The 22,323-nt window shown below is 64.0% G+C and carries 17 protein-coding genes and 2 pseudogenes; 14 read left to right on the forward strand and 5 right to left on the reverse strand.

Translation table 11 applies throughout. The features are described from left to right. The first annotated feature begins 313 nt into the window (after nucleotides 1-313). The 3 genes from APZ15_RS38000 (at nucleotide 314) to APZ15_RS38010 (ending at nucleotide 2,808) form a co-directional block, all read left to right on the forward strand. The gene (locus APZ15_RS38000) at nucleotides 314-868 is read left to right on the forward strand and encodes an OsmC family protein (RefSeq protein WP_011548516.1); all 555 of its coding nucleotides are present in this window, start codon (nucleotides 314-316) and stop codon (nucleotides 866-868) included. Nucleotides 869-1,020: 152 nt separating this feature from the next. Continuing rightward, nucleotides 1,021-1,791: an SDR family NAD(P)-dependent oxidoreductase gene (locus APZ15_RS38005; protein ID WP_011548515.1), complete on the forward strand. Its 771-nt coding sequence runs from the start codon at nucleotides 1,021-1,023 to the stop codon at nucleotides 1,789-1,791. A gap of 144 nt (nucleotides 1,792-1,935) precedes the next feature. Continuing rightward, a complete protein-coding gene (locus tag APZ15_RS38010; protein ID WP_011548514.1) occupies nucleotides 1,936-2,808 on the forward strand; it encodes a fumarylacetoacetate hydrolase family protein in 873 nt (290 codons plus the stop codon). Nucleotides 2,809-3,311: 503 nt separating this feature from the next. Here APZ15_RS38010 and APZ15_RS38015 read toward each other — a convergent pair. The 4 genes from APZ15_RS38015 to APZ15_RS38030 form a co-directional block, all read right to left on the reverse strand. Then, complete coding sequence (locus APZ15_RS38015) at nucleotides 3,312-4,754, reverse strand: amidase (RefSeq protein WP_011548513.1); 1,443 nt, start codon at nucleotides 4,752-4,754, stop codon at nucleotides 3,312-3,314. Between the two features lie 36 nt (nucleotides 4,755-4,790). Beyond that, complete coding sequence (locus APZ15_RS38020) at nucleotides 4,791-6,020, reverse strand: MFS transporter (RefSeq protein WP_011548512.1); 1,230 nt, start codon at nucleotides 6,018-6,020, stop codon at nucleotides 4,791-4,793. A gap of 22 nt (nucleotides 6,021-6,042) precedes the next feature. After that, a complete protein-coding gene (locus APZ15_RS38025) occupies nucleotides 6,043-6,981 on the reverse strand; it encodes a SphA family protein (protein ID WP_011548511.1) in 939 nt (312 codons plus the stop codon). A 78-nt stretch (nucleotides 6,982-7,059) separates the two neighbouring features. After that, nucleotides 7,060-8,013 (reverse strand): helix-turn-helix domain-containing protein, encoded by a 954-nt coding sequence (locus APZ15_RS38030; RefSeq protein ID WP_226113973.1) that lies wholly within the window; start codon nucleotides 8,011-8,013, stop codon nucleotides 7,060-7,062. Between APZ15_RS38030 and APZ15_RS40555 the strand changes: the two genes are divergently transcribed. The 6 genes and pseudogenes from APZ15_RS40555 to APZ15_RS38055 all read left to right on the forward strand — a co-directional run bounded on the left by APZ15_RS40555 (nucleotide 8,003) and on the right by APZ15_RS38055 (nucleotide 14,398). Continuing rightward, a complete protein-coding gene (locus APZ15_RS40555; RefSeq protein WP_226113972.1) occupies nucleotides 8,003-8,410 on the forward strand; it encodes a hypothetical protein in 408 nt (135 codons plus the stop codon). The genes APZ15_RS38030 and APZ15_RS40555 overlap by 11 nt on opposite strands. A gap of 626 nt (nucleotides 8,411-9,036) precedes the next feature. Beyond that, nucleotides 9,037-10,413 carry a glycoside hydrolase family 28 protein gene (locus tag APZ15_RS38035; RefSeq protein WP_011548508.1) on the forward strand — a complete coding sequence of 459 codons (1,377 nt, stop codon included), beginning with the start codon at nucleotides 9,037-9,039 and terminating at the stop codon, nucleotides 10,411-10,413. Between the two features lie 143 nt (nucleotides 10,414-10,556). Beyond that, nucleotides 10,557-10,694 (forward strand): annotated as a pseudogene (locus APZ15_RS42475) (IS66-like element accessory protein TnpA); the annotation flags it as partial. Between the two features lie 1,236 nt (nucleotides 10,695-11,930). Further along, nucleotides 11,931-13,417, forward strand: a pseudogene (gene istA, locus APZ15_RS38045) (IS21 family transposase). After that, nucleotides 13,392-14,180, forward strand: coding sequence for an IS21-like element helper ATPase IstB (gene istB / locus APZ15_RS38050; protein WP_011694462.1), 789 nt, complete (start codon nucleotides 13,392-13,394; stop codon nucleotides 14,178-14,180). Before istA ends, istB begins: the two are co-directional and overlap by 26 nt. Continuing rightward, on the forward strand, nucleotides 14,177-14,398 hold the full coding sequence (locus APZ15_RS38055) for a hypothetical protein (RefSeq protein WP_011548505.1): 222 nt from the start codon (nucleotides 14,177-14,179) through the stop codon (nucleotides 14,396-14,398). Before istB ends, APZ15_RS38055 begins: the two co-directional genes overlap by 4 nt. 340 nt (nucleotides 14,399-14,738) lie before the next feature. Here APZ15_RS38055 and APZ15_RS38060 read toward each other — a convergent pair whose 3' ends face one another. Then, on the reverse strand, nucleotides 14,739-15,752 hold the full coding sequence (locus APZ15_RS38060) for a LacI family DNA-binding transcriptional regulator (protein ID WP_011548504.1): 1,014 nt from the start codon (nucleotides 15,750-15,752) through the stop codon (nucleotides 14,739-14,741). Between the two features lie 235 nt (nucleotides 15,753-15,987). On the opposite strand from APZ15_RS38060, the gene APZ15_RS38065 reads away from it, so the two are divergent. The 5 genes from APZ15_RS38065 to APZ15_RS38085 all read left to right on the forward strand — a co-directional run bounded on the left by APZ15_RS38065 (nucleotide 15,988) and on the right by APZ15_RS38085 (nucleotide 22,322). After that, on the forward strand, nucleotides 15,988-17,142 hold the full coding sequence (locus APZ15_RS38065; protein WP_011548503.1) for an ABC transporter ATP-binding protein: 1,155 nt from the start codon (nucleotides 15,988-15,990) through the stop codon (nucleotides 17,140-17,142). 63 nt (nucleotides 17,143-17,205) lie between these two features. Next, a complete protein-coding gene (locus APZ15_RS38070) occupies nucleotides 17,206-18,444 on the forward strand; it encodes an ABC transporter substrate-binding protein (RefSeq protein ID WP_011548502.1) in 1,239 nt (412 codons plus the stop codon). Between the two features lie 90 nt (nucleotides 18,445-18,534). Further along, nucleotides 18,535-19,452: a carbohydrate ABC transporter permease gene (locus APZ15_RS38075; protein ID WP_011548501.1), complete on the forward strand. Its 918-nt coding sequence runs from the start codon at nucleotides 18,535-18,537 to the stop codon at nucleotides 19,450-19,452. An 11-nt stretch (nucleotides 19,453-19,463) separates the two neighbouring features. After that, nucleotides 19,464-20,315, forward strand: a complete 852-nt coding sequence (locus APZ15_RS38080; RefSeq protein ID WP_011548500.1) for a carbohydrate ABC transporter permease — start codon at nucleotides 19,464-19,466, stop codon at nucleotides 20,313-20,315. A 36-nt stretch (nucleotides 20,316-20,351) separates the two neighbouring features. Beyond that, entirely contained in the window at nucleotides 20,352-22,322 is a 1,971-nt protein-coding gene (locus APZ15_RS38085) for a beta-galactosidase (RefSeq protein ID WP_027791963.1), read from the forward strand. Nucleotide 22,323 lies beyond the last annotated feature (1 nt).

Raw genomic sequence — 22,323 nt, forward strand, 5'->3', positions numbered from 1 at the left:
ATCACTGCAAGCGGAGTCTACCTACTAGTTGGTTTTTTGTCAAGCATGACGGCGCATCTCGTCTTCGCAGCGGGCCAACCTTGCAGGGACGCCCCGCAAGCAGATGGTGGAGGAACGTGTCCCCAATTGCACTAACCGACCTCGTGCATTTTTTCATTGAGCGGGCAGAGCGGCAAATTCGTCCGATCAATCTCGAAGGAGCGTCACGACTACAAGGACGAGAAATGCCCTTGTGAAGCTACCAACTAGATGGTAGGCTTGCCGCGTGTTTGAACTTTTCCCTGCGCGAGAGCGCTCCTAGGAGGACCAGCAGATGACTACCCACCCGAACGGAATCGATGTGCCGGCTTTGCAGCAATTCGCGCAAGAAGTCGCCACGGACCCCACGAAGCGAAACGCGCGCTTCAACGTCAAGACGAAATGGGAACACCAGACGCGTTCCGTGGCGACTGTCAGCCACTATGAGCTGGGCGGGGTGACTCACCAGCGGCATTTCGAAATCGCAGCGGACGAACCCACCCAGCTTTTGGGCACGAATAGCGCGCCTAATCCGCAAGAGCTGCTCATGGCCGCGCTCAACGCTTGTTTGACGGTCGGATACGTGGTCAACGCCGCCGCGATGGGCATCACTGTCCACAGTCTGGAAATCGAGACCGATGGTGAGCTGGACTTGCGCGGTTTCCTCGGGCTCGACGAGAGCGTGAACCCGGGATACGACGAAGTGAGCTATGTCGTTCGCCTGCACACGGACGCTTCGCGCGAGCGTGTCGAGGAGTTGCACCAGGTCGTGACGAAAACTTCGGTCAACCTCGCGAATTTCTCGAAGGCGATCCGCATGGTCTCGACTCTCGAAGTCCGCGAAGGCTAACCAGCGGAGGTACTTGCGATACCGGCCGCGTTCTGCGTTCTGCGTTCTCCGCGAGGCGAGCTGATTCATGGACGCGGCAAGACGAGTAATGTCCGCGTTGGCGCGGCCGCGCATGCGGAACTGATCCAGACATTTAAATTAAGGAAGCCAAAATGAATGATTTTTCCGGTAAGAAACTTCTTGTCGTCGGTGGCACCAGCGGTATCGGGCTCGCAACGGCCAAACAAGTGCTGAAAAGCGGCGGTAGCGTCGTCTTGACGGGAAACAGGAAAGACAAAGCTGAAGCGGTCCGTGCCGAACTGAGCGGGCTCGGTCCGGTCTCCGTGATTGCGGCGAACCTCATGACCGAGGAAGGCATGAACGCCATCCGCTCGGAGATCAACGCGAATCACAAAGATATCTCGCTTCTGGTGAATTCTGCGGGCATCTTTGCTCCGAAGGCCTTCATCGACCACGAAGAATCTGATTACGACATGTACCTGTCGCTCAATCGTGCCACTTTCTTCATTACGCGGGACGTGGTCAGGAACATGCTCGCTGCGAAGCTCCAAGGCGCTATCGTGAACGTCGGGTCGATCGGAGCCCAGGCAGCGCTGGGCGACTCCGCGGCATCGGCGTATTCCATGGCAAAAGCAGGTCTGCACGCGCTCACGCGCAATCTCGCGATTGAACTCGCCGATGCGGGTATCCGAGTGAATGCTGTCTCGCCGGCGATCGTACAGACGTCGATTTATGAAGGCTTTATGGCGAAGGAAGACATTGCCGGTGCGATGAAAGCGCTCGAGTCGTTTCATCCGCTCGGACGCGTCGGTACGCCCGAAGACGTTGCAAACACGATCGTCTTCCTTCTTTCAGACAAGACCTCGTGGGTAACCGGTGCCATCTGGAATGTGGATGCGGGGGTGATGGCCGTGCGCAAATGATGGCTGTTTGGATGTACGCGCGCTAGCAGTACATGGGCGACGGAAACGTGATGAAGGAGGGGCTACCGCTGCCTCCAGCGGTGCTCCAACAGGACATTGAAGGCGTAGTCGGCGACTTCATGGACGGCGAGCAAGGAGTGTGCGATGCGATTTGCAGTCTATAAAACGGATGGGCACCGCGGCATCGCGGTGGAGCACGGCGGGCGATGGTTCGGGCTGACCGCCGAGGACACCGCCTATCCGGGCGATCTGGATGCGCTGCTGGCGCACGGCGCTGATCTTGCCGAAGTGGGCGCGCTTCTCGCGCGCGGCGCGCCGGTCGATCTCGAGGCGGTGCGCTTGCTGCCGCCGTTCGGACGGTCCGGCAAGATCGTCTGTGTCGGATTGAACTACCTCGACCACTCGACCGAGACCGGGTTTGCGAAGCAGGCCTATCCGACCGTGTTCGCGCGGTTTGCGTCGAGCCTGATCGGCCATGGCGACCCGATCGCGCTGCCGGCGCAATCGTCCCAACTCGACTACGAGGGCGAACTAGTGGCGGTGATCGGCAAGGGCGGACGCAGCATCGCGCGCGAGCGGGCGCTCGATCATGTTGCCGGCTATTCGATTTTCAACGACGCCACGCTGCGTGATTACCAGTTCCGCACGCCGCAATGGACGATGGGTAAGAACTTCGACGGGACGGGGGCATTCGGGCCGTGGTTCGTCACGGCCGACGAACTGCCGCGCGGCTGCAAGGGGCTGAAGATCCAGACGCGCTTGAACGGTGCGGTCGTGCAGGAGGCATCGACGTCGGACATGATTTTCGATGTCGAGACGCTGGTCGTGCTGCTGAGTGACGTGATGACGCTGCAGGCCGGCGATGTGATCGTCACGGGCACGCCTGCCGGTATCGGGATGGCGCGCGAACCGCAGCTCTGGATGAAAGCCGGAGACGTGTGCGAAGTCGAGATCGAGCGGCTCGGCGTGTTGCGCAACCCGGTCGCGTACGTGGGGACGGTCCGGCGCGACGCTTGACTTACGCGCATGGTGCTCTGCGCCCGGCTCGCAGGCGTTGTCAGGCAGGTTCTCTACATGCGAGGAGAGGCGGACGCGCGCGTAGGGTGCCGTGATCGTGAGCGTGACAACAGACAGAGGTGCCTGTCACGTTCGGACAGTCTTCTGAGATTTTAAGTGGGACGTCCGATGCGGTTATGCTGGTGATTTAGTCGCAGGCGAAGGATGATTACCCGTCGACGCAAAGAAGTCTGCTGGCTCGTCCGGCCTGGCGAAGTGCCTCCCGTATCTGAAAGATCGACTACAAGAGCTTGATCGGTAAAACGCGATTTGATTCCAAGGGCGATCTCCAGAATGCGACGATGACACTCTATACGTTCAAGAACGGGAAACGCGAAAGCCTGCGCGTACAACATTGAATATCGGGACACCCCGACACGACGTTCGGGGTGTCTGCTTCCTCTCTGGTCAAACGCGCCCGTGCGCTCAGTCGCCTGCAGCCAGGAAGTTCACCGGACCGTCAGTCAAACGCAAAGCGGGGGAACCCGATCCGCCCACGGTGCAGCGCGCTCAAGCTGCGCGGCGAGCGAGAACAGCAGCGACTCTGCGCCGAACGCCCCCGCGAAATGGCTGCCGATCGGCAGGCCTTGCTCGTCCCAGTAAAGCGGCACCGACATCGCGGGCTGACCGGTCGCGTTGAACCATGCCGTGAACGGAGAAAACCGATGCGCTCGATCGATGACTTCGCTCAACGACTGCGTGTCGTCCGCGGTCGCAAGTTCGGCCGGCGCAAGCGGCGGCATCGCGAGCGTCGGCGTTAGCAGCACGTCGTAGCGCTCCATCAACCGGCCGAACGTCCGGCCCAATGCATGGATCCAGTCGACGGCGCTCGCGTATTCGGCGCCGCTTGCATTGCCTTTCTCCCGCAGGATGATACGGGTGCGGGCCTCGATTTCGCCGTCGCGTACCGGAAGTCCGCGCTGGTTGCCTATCATGTCGACCAGCGCACGCGTTTGTGCGCCGATGATCGTGAATACACGGTCATAGAACGCCTCCGAATCGACCGGACTATCGAGCGGCTCGACGTGGTGTCCGAGCGAGCGCAGCAACGCGACGGTATGTGCGAGTGCGGGTCGGCAGGCCGGATGAAGCGGCCACGGTGGCGCTTGCTCTATCACGGCGATTTTTAGCGGCCGCGGATCGCGCTGCGTGGCCGCGAGAAACGTCTCCGGTTGGCATGGCGCCGCATAGGGCGCGCCGGTATCGGCGCCCGCGGTCAGGTCCAGCAGGGCGGCGCTGTCGCGAACCGAGCGCGTGATCGCGTGGTTGATGGCCATGCCGGCCCATCCTTCGCCGATCATCGGGCCATTCGGCGTTCGACCGCGTGTCGGCTTCAATCCGAACACGCCGCAGCAGGACGCGGGCACCCTCAGCGAGCCACCGCCGTCGTTGCCGTGCGCGAACGGCAGCACGCGCGCGGCGACAAGCGCTGCCGCGGCGCCGCTCGATCCGCCGGCGCTCACATGCGGATTCCACGGATTGCGTGTGACGCCGAAACGCGCTGAGGAGGTGCAAAACGACGTGCCCAGTTCGGGCGACAGCGAGGTTCCAGCGATCGGTATGCCCGCGCGCCGTAGGCGCCCCACGAGTTCGCCGTCGAAGTCGGGCCGGTAGTCGCCGAACAGGAACGATCCGTTCGCCATGCGTGCGCCGCGCACCGGCATGAAAAGGTCCTTGATGAGTGTCGGGACACCGGCGAGTACGCTCTCGTGGCCAGTGATGGTCGATGCGGCTAGTCTGGCCGTTTCGTCGAGGCGCTCTGCGACGGCATTCAGCGAGGGGTTGATCGCGTCGAGACTGGCGAGGACGGCGTCCAGCAGTTCCGTCGGCGTTACTTCTTTCTCGCGAACGAGCGCCGCGAGCGCGATGCCATCATGCGTGGCGATGAGCGTTTGGAAATCTTTCATAGGTCTATCGTTCGAGAACAAGAAAATGGGAGTGGATCAATCGTCGCCGCGGCTACGAAATGCCGGCAGCAACCACAGCAGTGCCGTGGCGGCTGTACCGGACGCGATGGAGACGATTGCGGGACGCAGTCCGCCGAACGCCTGTGCACATCCGAGCACGACCAACGGGCTGAGGAACTGGCCCAAATAGAGCGCGGCTGTGAAACCGCCCAGGGCGCGGCCACGAATCGCGAGCGATAGCCTGCGCATCAGCGGCAGGATTGCGTTTGGGACCAGCATGCCGCCGCCGAAGCCGTGAATCACGACCGCCACGACGATGGCCGGCACCGTATTGGCGCTCGCAAGCAGATACAGACCCACCGCAAGCAGCACAAGGAGCGCGACATTGACGAAGCGCCGGCCGAGCGAGTCGCGCAACCATGGCCATGCGATGGAGCCGGCCAGCGTCGATAGCAAACCGATACCCGAGACCGCACCGATCATCGTCGACGAGTGCTGCCCGATGTCGATCATCAGCTGCGGCATCTGCACCGGGACCACGAAGGAACTGACCATTCCGACGCAGATCAGCAGATAGCCAATGGCGAGCGTCGACGCGAGCTTGCCGCCGGACAGCGGCGTGCCGCCGTCGCCCGGCTCGGCGGGCCGACCATGACGCAGCGGCTCCCACAGCAGGGCGGCAATCGCAGGTATGAGCAGGATCGGCAGCAGGTAAAGATAGAACGGATAGCGCCATGCGTGCTCGCCGGCCGCGCCGCCGAGCACGAAAAAAATCGTGCCGACGACACCGATCGTGACGACCTGCCGGTTCACGTAGCGCACCCGTTGTTCACCGTGCCAGTAGTCGCCGATTAACGTCGTGCAGCACGTCATCACGCACGCTTCCGCGGCGCCGAGCGCGAACCGGCAGACGAGGATCGCGGTGAAACTGTCGAGCCATGCCGGCGCAGCGCCGACCAGCCCGTACACGAGCGTTGCTAGCAAAAGCAGCATCTTGCGTCCGACGCGATCGGCAAGCCAGCCGGCGAGCGGCGCGCACAGCGCGATCGCAAGGGCGGGGCCCGTCGCGACGAGCGGCACGAGTGCGGCGAGGCGCGGGTTGGCTGGCACGAAGTCCGCCGCGAGTTTCGGCAGGATCGGCGCGATCATGACTGCGCCCATTACGGTGAGACTGCTGCCGAGCAGCAGCACAGCACCCTGGCTGGCGCCGGCTTGCCTAGCGGCACGTGAATATGGCGCGGTATGCGCGGAAGAAAGCGGATTCATCGACTGCTCCCGAATCAGAACATCAGAACGACAGCGCGGCACGCAGCGCGATTTGGTACCCCTGCGCGTGGTTTTGCGCACCGAATTCCTTGTAAACGTGCAGCCATACCGCCGGCTTTCCCTGTTCGACATAGCTGATCGCGGGGCCCACCGCGTTCACGTGCGCGCGGTTGCCGTCGACATTCGGGCCGTGGTCGTTGCTCAGTTGCCGCTCGATGTAGCCGCCGAGGCCGGCGGTGAACGGGCCGATGTGCTGTCCGAGCGCGAATTCCTGGCGGAACCCGGTGCCGCTTCGATAGTTCGTTGCACGGTTCGTCGTGTTCTGATCGACCTCGATGCTGGTCGAGATTTCGAATCCGCTGTCGGTGATGTACGTTGCGCCGATGATCGGCGAGAAGGTCCAGTGGTTGACGCCAGGATTGAAAAGTCGAGTGGACCGATAGGCTCCCGTTGGCGCCTGCACTTGGAGTGCGACGTTGACGAACAGATTAGGCAAAGTCCACGCGAGAATCAGCGGCTGGAAATCCGCATCGCCGATATTGGTCGGATCGGCCGACATTGCGAGCGTTCCCGCGGGCGTCGGTACGTTCACGTGCCCGTTCAGATTCAGGAACGGCACGATCGCACCGAAGCCGACGTTCGCGCCGAACAGCCTCGCGTTTGTCATTCTGATGTATGCGAGGCTCCACGACGCGGCTGTTAATGAGAAGTCGGCATTGCCGCCGTTGCGCATCGTGTGCGTCGAGTAGTACGCGAAGCGTGTGGCGAGCGTGCCGTTGGGCGTGGGTGGCGGCGTCATCCCCGCGCCGAAATCGAACACGCCGAACGGCGTGATCGGGCCGTCGTTTTCAAGCGCGCCAGCGCTCTGACATGCGAGCGTTGCCGCCAATGTGCCGATCGCGACGACGGTGGTGCGTGTGCGACAGTGCCGCACGCCATGCGGGCGTCTTAGGACTTTCATCGTGCCGTTTCCCGTACAGTTGAAATGTGTACGGAGTCTAGGAACGTCAAAATCCGGCGCGTTATCCGCTTTTGGTAATTATCGTGGGGGGCGTTTGAGCGTATCGGACGGCAGTTCGCCGAACAGTTCCCGGTAGTGCGACGCGAATCGGCTCAGGTGCCAGAAGCCCCAGCGGCACGCGACGTCGCTGACCGAAGCGCTCGCCGGGGAATGTTCGCGCAGTTCGCGACGCACCGCGTTGAGCCGTACCACACGCAAGTACCACGCAGGATGCGTGCCGAGGATTTCCTCGAAGCAGTACTGCAGCTTGCGCCGGCTCGCGCCCACCGCACGGCATACGTCGAGCACGGTCAGTGGAACGCCGGGCTGCGAGATCACGAGCTCGCGCACGCGGTCGACGATGCGACGCCGCGCGGATGGATCGAGCCGAACGGGCCGGCCGGCCGCTTCAAGCGCGTCGACGAGTTCGATCAGAATAGTGTCGCGCAGCGCCTTGCGCGTCTGCAGACGCGCAAGGCGCTGCTCCGACGTGTCTGCAGCGCTGAAACCCGCTACCAGCAAGGATTTCAACGCTTCGTAGCGGGCCACCGGCACGCGCGCGATGCTGGTTTCGCTGGACGGCGTTCCGCCGGCTTCGCCATCGTTATCGCCGAGCCATACCAGCCTGCGAAGCGTATCGGTTGGGACAGTCAGCAATACGACGTCCTGGTGGTCCGGGGTGCGCAACTCCGGCAGCGATGTGCCGCTGGAGACAAGCAGCGCTTTGTCGCGCAGCGGTGAGCCGCCGCAGTATCCGGTGCCTGAGGTTTCCAGCGGGATGCTGAACGACGTGCTACCGGCGCACTGGTCGCCACGTTTCAGCAGCGAGCGATTCACGCGTTCCCTCAGGAGCTGCATCTCGTCGAGGCGGATCGCATGGACGGTACCCTGGAAAGGCCCAGGCGAGAGCTGATCGAGGTGGATCGACCAGCCGTGCGTGCATTCGGCGAGGCTGTCGACGTCATTGCAGGTGAAGCGCCGGATGAACGGCATCCCGTCCGTCGAAGAGTCGCCGGTTGTCGCGGGCGGCAACGGGGTGTACGGCATGGCAGGTTGGGCGATGGACGAAGACCAGTGCCGACAGTGCGCACACCATAAATCATTGACAATGCGTCTTTACCCCGAGGCCGGACGTGCCCGACGCGCTCGCGGCTGGCAGACCTTCGGCCGACGACGTCGGCGGCGAATTCACGAGCCAGCCTCCGTCATCGACTTCCTGATAGCGCCGCATCAGCGGGTTGACTTGGCGAACGCTCAGACCGATCCGTTACGCTGCACGCCCGGGTTTCCAACCCATCTCGGCGATCAGCATCACCTTGGTTCGGTCAAGTTCTCGCATGGCGCACTCAGTGAGATTGAGTACCGGGAGAGTCTGGGGCTGACGACATAACCGATCGTATGTCTATGCAGTTATTACTAGTGCATACAGAAGAGAGACCTAAATTTTCAAAATAATTACAAAAACGACGAATATTAATATTCGCGTAAGAATTTGATCGATGAATTTCAAAAAGAACTCCGGAATTTTGCTAGTGCGGCGAGAATGAGGGCGCGCTGGAGAGTCGATATTTGATCTAGAGCTATTGCATCTTTTATTTATTGTTTGATCAAAAATCTGCAGTTGCTGGATGCACGTCAATGACTATGCCGCGTATAATTAAGTGAATTTGAAAGCCATATTTCATAAATTGCTTTGTACATGAGGGGCCGCCGGGAGATGCAACTTGTTTGACGCCCGGTTATCGCATAAACAGCGGCGCCATTGTGATTGCTGCTCGCACTCCCGTCAGTGCCATCACTTTGCCAACGTTCTCAACTGAGGATCATTATGGTCACCGATCCGTGTTAGTGCGCAGGGATTCGAGAAAAATCCGAGGCCCTGAGCAGTATCCTGGGATACGTGTTGTGTCCCGGCCGAGGTTCGTCCGGCGGCGAATTGCGACTCATAGGTTACCCCCCCCACTGCTTGCCGGCTGCACCTATTTCGCTCTCTTATTTTAAATACAAGGAAAACCAATGAAAGGCAAAAGCAGCACGCGCCTCGTCCTAAGGCTCTCCACCTTGGCCGCGCTCGCCGTGCAAGCGTCCGCGCAAGCGGCCACCTGCACGCCGCAGTGGAGCAGTTCGGCCAGCACCAACACCACGAATCTGCAGAACGCCATCCAACAGTGCGCTGCCAGCGGCACCAGCAGCAGTCCGGGCCTGGTCGACCTGGCCAGCAACAACGGCATCTCGACGGCGGTCATCACCAGCGTGAATCTCGCCAACAATATCGTGCTGAAGTTGGAGAAGGGCTTCACGCTGAAGGGCTCGCCCGCGCAGCCCTCGAGCGGCGCGATGCTGACCGGCAGCAATCTGAGCAACCTGACCATTACCGGCACCGGCGCGATCGACGGCGACGGACAGGACTACTGGCCTGCCGCAGTCGGGCAGAACAATACGGCCCGGCCCAAACTGATCGCCATCACCGGCTCAAACCTGCAGATTGGCTCGAACTTCACCGATGCCGGCAAATCGCAGTCGATCGTGGCCTTCCCGAGTTCGTCCAATGCTACCGGCAGCGCACTGATCATCCGCAACTCGCCGAAGGAGCAACTGGTGATTGAATCGGGCTCGAAGAACGTCACGATCGACGGCGTGTGGATCTACGCGAATCCGAACCGCAATGCCAGCGGTGACGATCTCGCGCCGAACACCGACGCGATCGACATCATCGGCACCCAGACGGCGACCATCAAGAACTGTCTGCTCGACACCGGCGACGACGATATCGCCATCAAGTCAAACGCGGGCGGGGCGGCCACCTCGAGCGTCAACGTCAGCCATTGCGTGGTGGGCGGTGGTCATGGCATCTCGATCGGCGGCCAGGAGGCGGCCGGCACCACGCTCGCCAAGCCCGGCGTCTCGCAGGTGACGGTCGACACGATGCAGTTCAGCGGCACCGACTACGGCTACCGGATCAAGACCGACCAGACCGCCAAGGACAGCGGTGCCACCACCGGCGTGACCTACCGGAACACCTGCATGCGCAACGTCCAGCAGCCCTTCCTGTTCACCTACGCCTACGCCTCGGGCACCGGCGGCGCCCTGCCGATCATCGCCAACGTCACCATCGACAATGTGATCGCCACCGCCACCAAGCAGCAAGGCGCCATAATCGGGCTCTCGAACAGCCTGATGGGCGTGCCAAAATCGGGCGACACGGGAATCAGCATCACCAATAGCCAGATCAGTGGCGGTAAGGCCTTCTCCGTGACCGACGGCGAATTGCAACTGGGCAGCCACAGCAGCGCGACGACCTCGACCGGTTCGAACGGACAAGTAGTGGGGATTCCGGATACCGGCGCGACGCTGTCCTGCCCGAGCAGCATCACGATCCCTGCGCAGATTTGAGCGACATGGGGACACGTCTTCGGTAGGGGCCAAATTAGGATCAAAACGCCTGATGCGTAAGCGCGAAATCCTCCGCACCTAGCCGGCACTGCTGAATCGATCCACGATTGCGTCCGCAACTCACACTTGCGGACGCAACCACGATGACAGCTGACACGATTGACCTCGTTTACCTGCCCCTGAAGGTGATGCACGTTTCGCCGCACGGCAAACGGTCGTTCGATCCAGATGGGAAACGCCGCCTGGTCGAAGCATGCTTGCAACCCGGCGCGTCACTATCGTTGGCCAGGCTGGCTTACCCGGATACGGGAGGCCAATCTGATCCGTTCAATGTCGTGCAAGGGCTGCTCGCCCCATAACGCGGCGTGCGAAGGCTTCTTGGGGTGCTCTTGATTTCCATGCATTTTTCCGGTTAGCCGCCTTTAAGCCCAGTAAGGCTTTGCCATGCGACCCTCAATAAATATCTATACAAATCAATATGATACTGTCTACCCCTCGCTTGAAGATCGTTGGTCGTTGTCAGAAGGTCTGGTCGGCTCGAAACCCCACCGTCGCCGGCTGTGCAAGCAGGCCCGAAAGGCCTTCTTGTTAGGCTCGTTGACTGGTTGACAGGACGGCGTTGTCGGACGCGGTACTCGGCAGGATCCGCTTCGCATAGAGCGCTGTCGATGGCGGTCAAAATCCGCGCTTTTCCGGCGGCGTCACGTCGCGGCGGCATGACACAAATGTAAAAGTCGGCGTTTTGGACGCGACCAACCTGTCGGAAGCGGGATGTTGATGCGGGGCGCGACGTAAGGAGCCCGTAGGGTGACTGGAGACGCGCCCCGCGTCGCATTGGGCGATGCGCATGGTAGAAAGGCGTTTGCCGAAGAAGAACAACAGGCGCGGCACCGGCCTCAACCGCCAAGTCCAGTACGGTGCCGCACCTCCACATAGGATCCAGATGGCAGGCCCGTCGGCCGGCCGGAGAGCCGTGTGAGCGATCAGTATCGCATTGCTCGCGCGGCCCGTCGACCTCAGTCGACTCCTCGTCTTTGGCGTTCTCGAGGAACCGCCAATGCAGCCGCCCACGGGCCGCCTGTACCTGTGCGCCCGTTGCCGGGCGCAGGTCTTCATCTGCCGCCGGTGCGATCGCGGCAATCGATATTGCCGGAATTGCGCCGCCGACGTACGCCGTGACCGTGTGCGCGAGGCTGGACGACGCTATCAGCGCACGCGCCGTGGGCGCGTTGCTCACGCGGCTCGAGCCAAGCGCTATCGGGCTCGGCGCAATAAAGTGACGCATCAGGGTTCACCTGACGTGCCCGCCGATGGTGTACTGCAACCGGACCGTGACGCCGCCATTGCACTCGCCAACGCCGCCGCCCATCCGGCGGCGGCGCAGCCGTTGCGTTGCCATTGCTGCGGCGGCTTGTTGCTGCCACTGGTGCGAACCGGCTTCGTGCGCCGTCGCGGTCCCCGTCGTGTTCGCTCCGAAGGGGCCTCCTTCGGGCGGTGCCCTGATCGCGGAGACCCCGATGACGATTCCGGTTGAACTCGAAGCGCAGATCCTGCGCCTGTATTACGCCGAGAAATGGCCGTGCGGCACCATTGCCAAGCAGTTGCGCGTGCATCGTGAGACGGCGCAGCGCGTGATTGCCCATGCCGGGCTGCCCCGGATTGGGCCGCAGCCGAAACCCTCGATGATCGAACCGTACCTGCCGTTCATCCGGCAGACACTGACGAAATACCCAACGCTGACGGCCAGCCGCCTCTATGTGATGGTTCGCGAGCGCGGCTACAAAGGGGCGCCGGACCACTTCCGGCATCTGATCTCACTGCACCGCCCCCGGAAACCTGCGGAGGCCTTCCTGCGTCTGCGCACGCTCCCCGGCGAGCAGGCCCAGGTCGATTGGGGGCACTTCGGCCACTGATGGCGTTCGTGATGGTGCTCTCATACTCGCGCGATATCTACCTGCGCTTCTTCCTTGATGCGCGAATGGAGAACTTCCTGCGCGGCCACATCGGCGCGTTTAACACATGGTGTGGACTACCAAGAGTCCTGCTGTACGACAACCTGAAATCGGCCGTGCTCGAGCGCGTTGGTGATGCGATCCGCTTCCATCCGACGCTGCTCGCGTTCGCCGGCCACTACCGCTTCGAGCCTCGGCCTGTCGCCGTTGCGCGCGGCAACGAGAAGGGACGCGTGGAACGCGCGATCCGCCATGTTCGAGAAGCCTTCTTCGCCGCGCGCAAGTACACCGATCTCGATGATCTGAACGCGCAAGCCGAGCAATGGTGCCGTACCCAGGCGGCCGACCGGCCATGCCCTGAGGATCGCACGATGACCGTGCGCGAAGCGTTCGCTCGCGAGCAGCCGTTGTTGTTGACGTTGCCCGACAATCCATACCCCGTCGAAGAGCAACTGGCCGTGAAGGTGGGCAAGACGCCGTACGTGCGCTTCGACCTGAACGATTACACGATCCCGCATACCCACGTGCGTCGCACGTTGACCGTCCGGGCCGACCTCAACCAGGTGCGGGTGTTCGACGGTGCCGAGATGATCGCCAGCCATCGACGTTGCTACGACCGGGCCGAACAGATCGAAGACCCACAGCACCTTAAAACGCTCGAGCAGTTCAAACGCGAAGCCCGGCAGCACCGCGGCGTCAACAGCCTGACCCGAGCGGTACCGGCCTGCGAGCTCCTGCTGATCCGTGCGGCCGAACGTGGCGCAAGCGTCGGCGGGCTGACGAGCTCGCTGCTACGCCTGCTCGACCGCTACGGCGCTGCCGAATTGCAGGCCGCCGTCGAAGACGCGTTGCGTGCGGGATCGGCGCATACCAATACCGTACGGGCCGCGCTGGAGCGCCGCCGCGCCGCGCGCGGCGCACCGCCTCCCGTTGCCATGAATCTGCCGGAGCACGTACGGCGCAAGGATGCGCCCGTCCAGCCGCACCGGCTCGATACCTACGATCAACTGACTGCGGAGAAAAAGGATGACGTCGACCCCGAACAACAATGAGATGCTGCGTTCGCGCGCCAGGGCGTTACGCCTGAACGGCCTCGTCGAGCATTGGTCCGAAGTCGACGGCTCCACCTGGCTTGCGCCGTTGCTGCAGTGGGAGGAAGACGAACGGGCCCATCGATCACTGCAACGGCGCATTCGCGCCGCGAAGCTGAGCAAGTTCAAGACGCTGACCGACTTCGACTGGGACTGGCCCAAGCGGATCGACCGCGCGGCGGTCGAGGACCTGATGTCGCTCTCGTTCCTCGACGACGCGACCAACATCGTGTTCATCGGCCCGAACGGCGTGGGCAAATCGACGCTGGCGCAGAACGTCGCGCACCATGCGCTGATCCAGGGCCGCACGGTGCTGTTCAAGTCGGCTAGCGAGATGCTCGGCGAACTCGCGGCACTGGACAGCGATTCGGCGCTGCGCCGCCGCTTGCATCACTATGCCACGCCGGACATCCTCGTGATCGACGAGGTCGGCTATCTCTCGTACTCGAACCGCCACGCCGACTTGCTGTTCGAACTCGTCAGCCGTCGATATGAGGCCCGATCGACCATCGTGACGACCAACAAGCCGTTCGCGGAATGGTCGGAGGTGTTCCCGAACGCCGCCTGCGTAGTGTCGCTGGTCGACCGTCTCGTGCATCGCGCCGAGGTGATCTCGATCGAAGGCGAATCGTATCGGCTCAAAGAGGCCCGCGAGCGCAACGAAGCGCGGGCCCGGCAGCGCAAGACGCGCAAACCTGCCGCAAAGAAGGGGCCGACGTCATGAGCCGCGCACCGTTGCTGCCCTCCGGGCGCCGGCGTGGCCTGCCGTTCGTCGTGCCCGACGACTGGACGCCCGAACAGGCGCTGGCTGCGTATGAACTGCTCGAGGATCTGCTCGCCGTGATCACCGACTTCTACGGCGCCCAACTCCACGAACAGCTGCGTGAGCAGCGCACGTCACGACCGGGTATCCGAACGCGAAAGCTCGACCCGCCGTTCTGAACAGCGCCACCGCCGCATCACGTCAAAGGGGCCCGAGGGCCCCTTCGTACTTGAGCGAATCACTCAGCATTGCACCGCCATTTAAGCGCGGTTTTACACCGCCATCAACAGCCCCATAGCGCGCATCGCTATCAACCTCCCGCCACGGTCCGTCGAGCCAGGCTGGATTCCAACAATATCGACACGAGACTCACTGTCTGACTGGCTACAAAATTCCGCCGCAGGTCAGGTTCGGTGATGGCTGGTTTTCGGATTCGCGACAACGGAACCTGTGCGACCGACGCCACGCCGTTCGTTCCCGGCGCAGACACCGCACGCGCACACGGTGCGTGTCGAGCCGTCAGTCCGGCGCCGTCCCGGTCGATTCGCGCACGACGAGTTCGGGTGCTCCGATCGTATGCACGGCCGCACCCGGCTCGATCCCGTCGATCATGTCGAGCGTCAGCGCGATCGCCCGCGCGGCGATCTGCGACGTAGGGAACCGCACGGTCGTGAGCGCCGGGCGGAACTGGTGCGCGAGCTGGATATCGGTCATGCCGACCACCGACAGCTCGGCCGGCACGCGCAGGCCGAGATCGGCGGCCGCCTGCATCGCGCCGATCGCCATTAGGTCGTTGGTCGCGAACAGCGCGGTGAGGCCGGGCTTCTCGCGCAGCAGCGCGGCGGCCGCTTCGTAGCCGCCTTCGATCGAATCGTGCGCCGACACGGCCGTCAGCGCGTCGGCCGGATGGCCGCGCGCCGCGAGTTCGTCGGCGAAACCGCGCAGCCTCACCGACTGCGGACCGCCCGACCCCTTGCCGACGAGCGCGCCGAACGCACGATGCCGCAGCCCGGACAGATGCGCGGCCGCCAGCGCGCCCGCCGCCGCGAAATCGACGGTCACGCACGGCAACGTGCGCGACGCATGCACGCGTTCCCACATGCACAGCACGATCGATGCGCCGTGACGCGCGATGTCGGCGAGCTCCGCTTCGGCGAGATCGGTGTTCATCACGATCGCGCCGGCCGCGAGCGTCCCCGCGATCCGCTCGAGGTAGTTGCGCGTGATCGCCGGATCGTCGTCGGTATTGGACACGAGCAGGTAATGGCCGCGCTTGCGCGCCTCGCGTTCGGCGGCCAGCACGAACTCCGGGTAGAACGGGTTCGTGATGTTCGACAGCATTAGCGCGAGCGTCGACGTGCGGCCCTCTGCGAGCGCGCGCGCAGTCAGGTTCGGCCGATAGCCGAGTTCGCGGATCGCCGCCATCACGCGTTCGACGGTCGCTGGCTTCACCTTCTGCGGATTGCGCAGCACGTTCGAGACGGTCGCCGCCGTGACGTTCGCGCGCTGTGCGACTTGCGCGAGCGTCACCAAGCGCGGCCTCCGGTCGGCCTGTCGGCATGGTGCAGCGGAAGTGAAGCGGGAGAGTGTCTGCTCATATTCTGGGAGTCTGTCCCACAAGTTGCACAGGGACAGCCGATACGCTAATTTCTCGACACATCAGAGGAAGGAGACGACATGGTACGGCGAACCGGGCAATTTGCGCCACTGAAATTTAAGCGATTAAATTTTCCGATCCGATGCGTATGACGGGCTGGAGGAGAGCGCGATGACCGCCATTTCATTGAAGGACGTCTCGAAGCGCTACGGCGACCATGCGCCGGTGCTGCGTGACGTGAACCTTGAGATCGCGTCGCACGAATTCTGCGTGTTTCTCGGTCCGTCGGGCTGCGGAAAATCCACGCTGTTGCGGATGATCGCCGGTCTCGAGGACGTGACCGAGGGCGAGCTGCGGATCGGCGGCGCACGAATTAACGACACACCGCCCGCGGAGCGCGGCGTCGCGATGGTGTTCCAGAGCTACGCGCTGTTTCCGCACATGACCGTGTTCGACAACATCGGTTTCGGGCTTCGGATCGCCGGCACGCCGAAGGACGAGATCCGCCGCCGCGTGACCGAGGCCGCGCGCGTGCTGCAGCTTGAAGCACTGCTCGATCGCAAGCCGAAGGCTTTGTCCGGCGGGCAGCGGCAGCGCGTGGCGATCGGCCGCGCGATCGTGCGTGAGCCGCGCGTGTTCCTGTTCGACGAGCCGTTGTCGAATCTCGACGCGACGCTGCGCGGCCAGACGCGTGTCGAAATCGCGCGGCTGCACGCGCGCTTCACGCAATCGAGTTCGGTCTACGTCACGCATGACCAGATCGAGGCGATGACGCTGGCCGACCGGATCGTGCTGCTGCATGCTGGCGACGACGTCGCGCGCTTCGGCAGCATCGCGCAGGCCGGTGCGCCGCTCGAGCTGTATCACCGGCCGGCCAACCGCTTCGTCGCCGGCTTCATCGGCTCGCCGCGGATGAACTTTCTGCCGGCCATCGTCGACGCGTGCGATGCGCACGGCTGCCGGCTGACGCTGGACCGTACGGGCGAAACGCTGACGCTGCGCGAGCGCCCGCTGCCGCGCCACGTCGGCTGCGGCGCGCGCGTGCTGCTCGGGATCCGTCCCGAGCACCTCACGATCGCGGCGTCCGGCGATGCCGGCTTGCCGTCGATCGTCCGCGACATCGCGCTCGTCGAGCAACTCGGCGAAGCCGCGTACGTGCATCTCGACCAGCCCGACGGCGTCCCGCTGCTCGCGAAACTGCCGGGTCAGGCCACGTTGCGGCGCGGCGAGCGCCACGCATTCCACGTGCCGCCGTCGCGGTGCCACCTGTTCGACGAAGCCGGCATCGCGTTGCCGGCCATTCACGCCGAAGCGGCGTTCGCGTAGTGGCGTAGGGCCGCCCCGCCGCGCGCGACGCGGCATTCAACACACCAATACCAGGAGACAACGATGAGACTTCGTGCGAGCCGACTGCTGCTTGCCCTGACGACTGCGGCGGTCTGCGCCGCGGGGACGGCCGACGCGGGCACGTTGAAAGTTAACGTCGCCGCGCGCGGCAACCAGCGCGCGACGTGGCAGGCGACGTTCGACCAGTTCCACAAGGCCAATCCGGACATCGACCTGAAGGTCAGCTACGTCGGCGAGGAGGCATACAAGGTGCAGATGTCCGGCTGGCTCGCGACCGATCCGCCCGACGTGCTGAGCTGGAACAACGGCGAAAGGCTCGCGTATTTCGCGAAGCGCGGGCTGATCGAGGACCTGAGCGCGGACTGGCAGAAGAACGGCTGGAGCGATACGTATGCGTCCGTCAAGCAGTCGTCGACCTACGGCGGCAAGCTCTACAGTTTGCCGCTCGGCTATGACGCGTACGGGCTGTTCTATCGCAAGGACCTGTTCGAGAAGGCCGGCATTCACGGCGAGCCGGCCGACTGGCCGCAGTTTCTCGACGCGTGCCGCAAGCTGAAGGCGGCCGGCATCGCGCCGATCGCGGTGGCCGCGCGCGATGCATGGACGCTCGCCGCGTGGTTCGACTACCTCGACCTGCGGATCAACGGCTATGCGTTCCACCAGAAGCTGATGGCCGGCGACGTCGCCTATACCGATCCGCGCGTGCGGGCCGTGTACGCAGCATGGAAGAAGCTGATCGACGACAAGTATTTCATCGACAACGCATTGTCCTACGACGTCGATTCGCTGAGCCCGCTGATCGTCAACGGCCAGGCCGCGATGACGCTGATGGGCACGTGGTATTCGGCCGGATTGCTGAGCGCGACGCGCAACCCGATCAGCTTCTTCCGGTTCCCGGTGATCGACGCGTCGGTGCCGCTTGCCGAGGACGGCCCGGTCAACGTGCTGATCGTCCCCGCGAAGGCGCACAACAAGACCGATGCGCGACGCTTCCTCGCGTTCATGGGGCAGCCGGCGGTCAGCGGCGAGTTCGCGAAGGGGATGGGGCAACTGCCGTCGAACAACAAGGCGCCCGAGCCGCAGGACCCGATCTCGAAGATCGGCTTCCATACGCTCGCGACGACGCCGGGCGGGATCGCGCAGTTCTACGACCGCGACATGACGAAGGAAATGGCCGACGAGGGGATGAAGGCGATGCAGCAGTTCCTGTCCGATCCGGCGCAGCTCGATGCGATCCTGCAGCGCCTCGAGCAGACCCGCAAGCGCATTTACCGCAAGTAATGCGCCGCGCGGCCGGGCCGGCGAGGATGTCGGCCCGGTGCTTCATCGTCACCTCGTCACCGTCACGTTCGTTTCATCGAAGGCCATCTCATGTCAACCAGCCTGTCCGAAAGCGCCGCGCGCCGCGATGCCGGCCCTCAGCGGCCTGCGCGCGCGTCGCTCGCGCGGCGGCGCAACCGCGCGGCCCTGTGGTTCGTGCTGCCGGGTTTCGCGCTCTTCACCGTGTTCGTGCTGTACCCGATCGTCAGCAGCATCTGGCTGAGCTTCCATCACTGGGACGGGATGACGCCGATGATGTTCGCCGGGCTCGACAACTATCGCGAGCTGCTGCAGTCCGATACGTTCTACGTCGCGCTGAAGAACAACGTGCTGTGGCTCGTGCTGTTCCTCGCCGCACCGCCGCTCGGCCTCGCACTCGCGCTATACCTGAACCAGAACGTGTTCGGGATCCGGCTCTTGAAGTCGCTGTTCTTCGCGCCGTTCGTGTTGCCGGGCGTCGTCGTCGGCCTGGTGTTCTCGTGGTTCTACGATCCGACGTTCGGGCTGCTGAAGCTGATTGTCGGGCACGGCATCCCGGTGCTCGGCGATCCGCGTTATGCGACCTACGGCGTGATCGCCGCCGCGCTGTGGCCGCAGATTCCGTTCTGCATGATCCTCTACCTGACCGGGCTCACCGGCATCAACGGCGAGATCGTCGAGGCGGCGCGGATGGAAGGCGCGCGCGGCTTCACGCTGCTGTGGCACGTGATCCTGCCGCAGTTGCGGCCCGCGACCTTCATGGCGGTCGTGCTGACCGTGATCGGCGCGCTGCGCAGCTTCGACCTGATCTCCGTGATGACGGGCGGCGGCCCGTTCGACAGCTCGACCGTGCTCGCTTACTTCATGGTCGACCAGTCGATCAAGTACTACCGCGAAGGCTATTCCGCCGCGATCGCGGTCGTGCTGTTCGCGATCATGCTCGTCTACATCGTGTGGCAGCTGCGCAAGCTGGTGCGCGTCGAATCATAAGGATCGCGAAAATGTATCCGATGCCCGTGTCCCGCTGGGGACGTCCCGCCCGTTGGTTGTACCGGCTGTCGCTGCCGTGCGCGCTCGCGCTGTGGCTCGTGCCGCTGCTCGCGGTGCTCGTCACGTCGATCCGCTCGACCGACGAGATCATCGCCGGTCATTACTGGGACTGGCCGAAACAGTTTGCGCTGCTGGACAACTACGGCGCCGCGCTCGCGCAGACGCCGATGCTGCATTACTTCGCGAACAGCGTTCTGATCACGGTGCCGTCCGTCGCCGCATCGATCCTGCTCGCGTCGCTCGCCGGGCACGCGCTCGCGAACTTCCGGTTCCGCGGCAACCTCGTGCTGCTCGGGCTGTTCGTCGCCGGCAACTTCGTGCCGATCCAGATTCTGATGATCCCGGTGCGGCAGATCATGCTCGGCGTCGGTCTCTACAACACCGTGTGGGCGCTCGTGCTGTTCCATACCGCGTTCCAGACCGGCTTCTGCACGCTGTTCCTGCGCAACTTCATCCGCGAGCTGCCGTTCGAGCTGATCGAGGCCGCGCGCGTCGAAGGCGCGTCCGAGTGGGCGATCTACTGGCGCGTCGTGCTGCCGCTCGTGCGGCCGGCGCTCGCCGCGCTCGCGATCCTCGTGTTCACGTTCGTGTGGAACGACTACTTCTGGGCACTGTGCCTCACGCAAGGCGACGACGCGGCGCCGATCACCGTCGGCGTCGCCGCGCTCAAGGGGCAGTGGACGACCGCCTGGAACATCGTGTCGGCCGGCTCGGTACTCGCCGCGCTGCCGTCGGTCGCGATGTTCTTCGCGATGCAGAAGCATTTCGTCGCGGGGCTCACTTTCGGCGCGACGAAGGGCTGATCCGTCCCGTCCTCTTTCTTCAGCAAGGAATCCACGATGCACCTCGGCGTTTGCTATTACCCCGAACACTGGCCGCGCGAACAATGGGAGCGCGATGCGCTGCGCATGGCCGAACTGGGCCTGACGCGCGTGCGGATCGCCGAATTCGCGTGGAGCCGGATGGAGCCGGCGCCCGGCCGCTACGACTGGGCATGGCTCGACGAAGCGATCGACACGCTCGCGCGTCAGCAGTTGAAGATCGTGCTCGGCACACCGACCGCCGCGCCGCCGAAATGGCTCGTCGATCGTCATCCGGAGATGCTGCCGGTGGCCGCCGACGGCGCGGTGTGGCAGTTCGGCTCGCGCCGCCATTACGACATCGCGAGCCCCGTGTATCGCGAGCACTGCGTGCGCATCGTGGACGCGATGGCGCGACGCTACGGCACGCATCCGGCAGTCATCGCATGGCAGACCGACAACGAGCTCGGCTGTCACAACACGCTGCCGAGCTATACGCGTGCGGCGCTCGAAGGGTTTCGCGCGTGGCTCGCCGTGCGCTATGGCGACATCGATGCGCTGAATCGTGCATGGGGCAACGTGTTCTGGAGCATGGAGTATCGCGGTTTCGACGAGATCGAATTGCCGCGCCATACGCCGACCGATGCGAATCCCGCCCATCTGCTCGACTTCCGCCGCTATCAGTCGGACGAGGTCGCGCGGTTCCACGCCGTGCAGGTCGATGCGATCCGTCCGCACGCGCCGGGCCGCGATGTGCTGCACAACTTCATGGGCTTTTTTACCGAGTTCGATCACCATGCGTTTGCGCGCGGCGGGCTCGACGTCGCTGCGTGGGACAGCTATCCGGTCCCGCGTACCGAAGTACTGCCGCTCGACGAAGCGGACAAGCGGCGCTGGGCTCGTACCGGCCACCCGGACGTTTCGGCGTTCTCGCACGACCTGTATCGCGGCATCGGCAACGGGCGGATGTGGGTGATGGAGCAACAGGCCGGGCCGGTGAACTGGGGGCCGTACAACCCGGTGCCGCACGCAGGCGCGGTGCGGCTGTGGACGTGGGAAGCGTTCGCGCATGGCGCGGAGCTCGTGTCGTATTTCCGCTGGCGGCAGTATCCGCATGCGCAGGAGCAACTGCATTCGGGGCTCAACGCACCGGACGACCGGCTGTCGCCGGGCGGTCGTGAAGTGGCGCGTGTGGCGTGCGAACTGGCCGCGCTGGATCCCGCGTTCGTCGGCGGTTCGCGTGAGACGGCCCGCGTCGCGCTGCTGTTCGACTACGAGGCCGACTGGATGATCCGGATCCAGCCGCACGGCGCCGACTTCGACTATCAGCAGCACGCGTTCGACTGGTATCGCGCGCTGCGCGAGCTGGGCCTCGACGTCGACATCGTCGCGGCCGGCGCCGACCTGTCGCGTTATGCGCTCGTCGTCGCGCCGACGCTGCCGGTCGTCACGGATCGCATCGTCGAGCAGGTTGCGGGCGGATTCGCCCACTGGCTGTTCGGGCCGCGCACGGGTTCACGCACCGCGGCATTCGCGATCGCGCCGGGTCTCGCACCGGGCAAGCTGCGCGACGTGCTGCCGGTGAGGATCGGCCAGGTCGAGTCGCTGCGGCCATCGCTCGCGCCGCGTGTCTCGTTCGATGGCGTCGACGGCCATGCGCTGAAATGGCGCGATCACATCGACAGGGAAGCGGCACCGGGCGTCGACGTGCTCGCCGCGTGCGACGACGGCGTGCCGGCACTCGTGCGGCGCGCTCACGTGACGATGGCGACCGCCTGTTTCGACCGCGCGCTGTTGCGCGCGATCGTCTCCCGCTGCGCGCGAGATGCCGGGTTGCAGGTACGGGCGCTCCCGGACGGTGTGCGGTTGCGTCGACGCGGGCGCGTCACGTTCGCGTTCAACTACGGCGACGCACCCTGCCTGCTGCCCGCGCCGGACGGTGCGCGCTTTGTGCTCGGCGGCCGGGAACTCGGCGCGGTGGACGTTGCCGCCTGGGTCGAGCCGGACTGAC

The organism is Burkholderia cepacia ATCC 25416, from assembly GCF_001411495.1.
Taxonomy (GTDB): domain Bacteria; phylum Pseudomonadota; class Gammaproteobacteria; order Burkholderiales; family Burkholderiaceae; genus Burkholderia; species Burkholderia cepacia.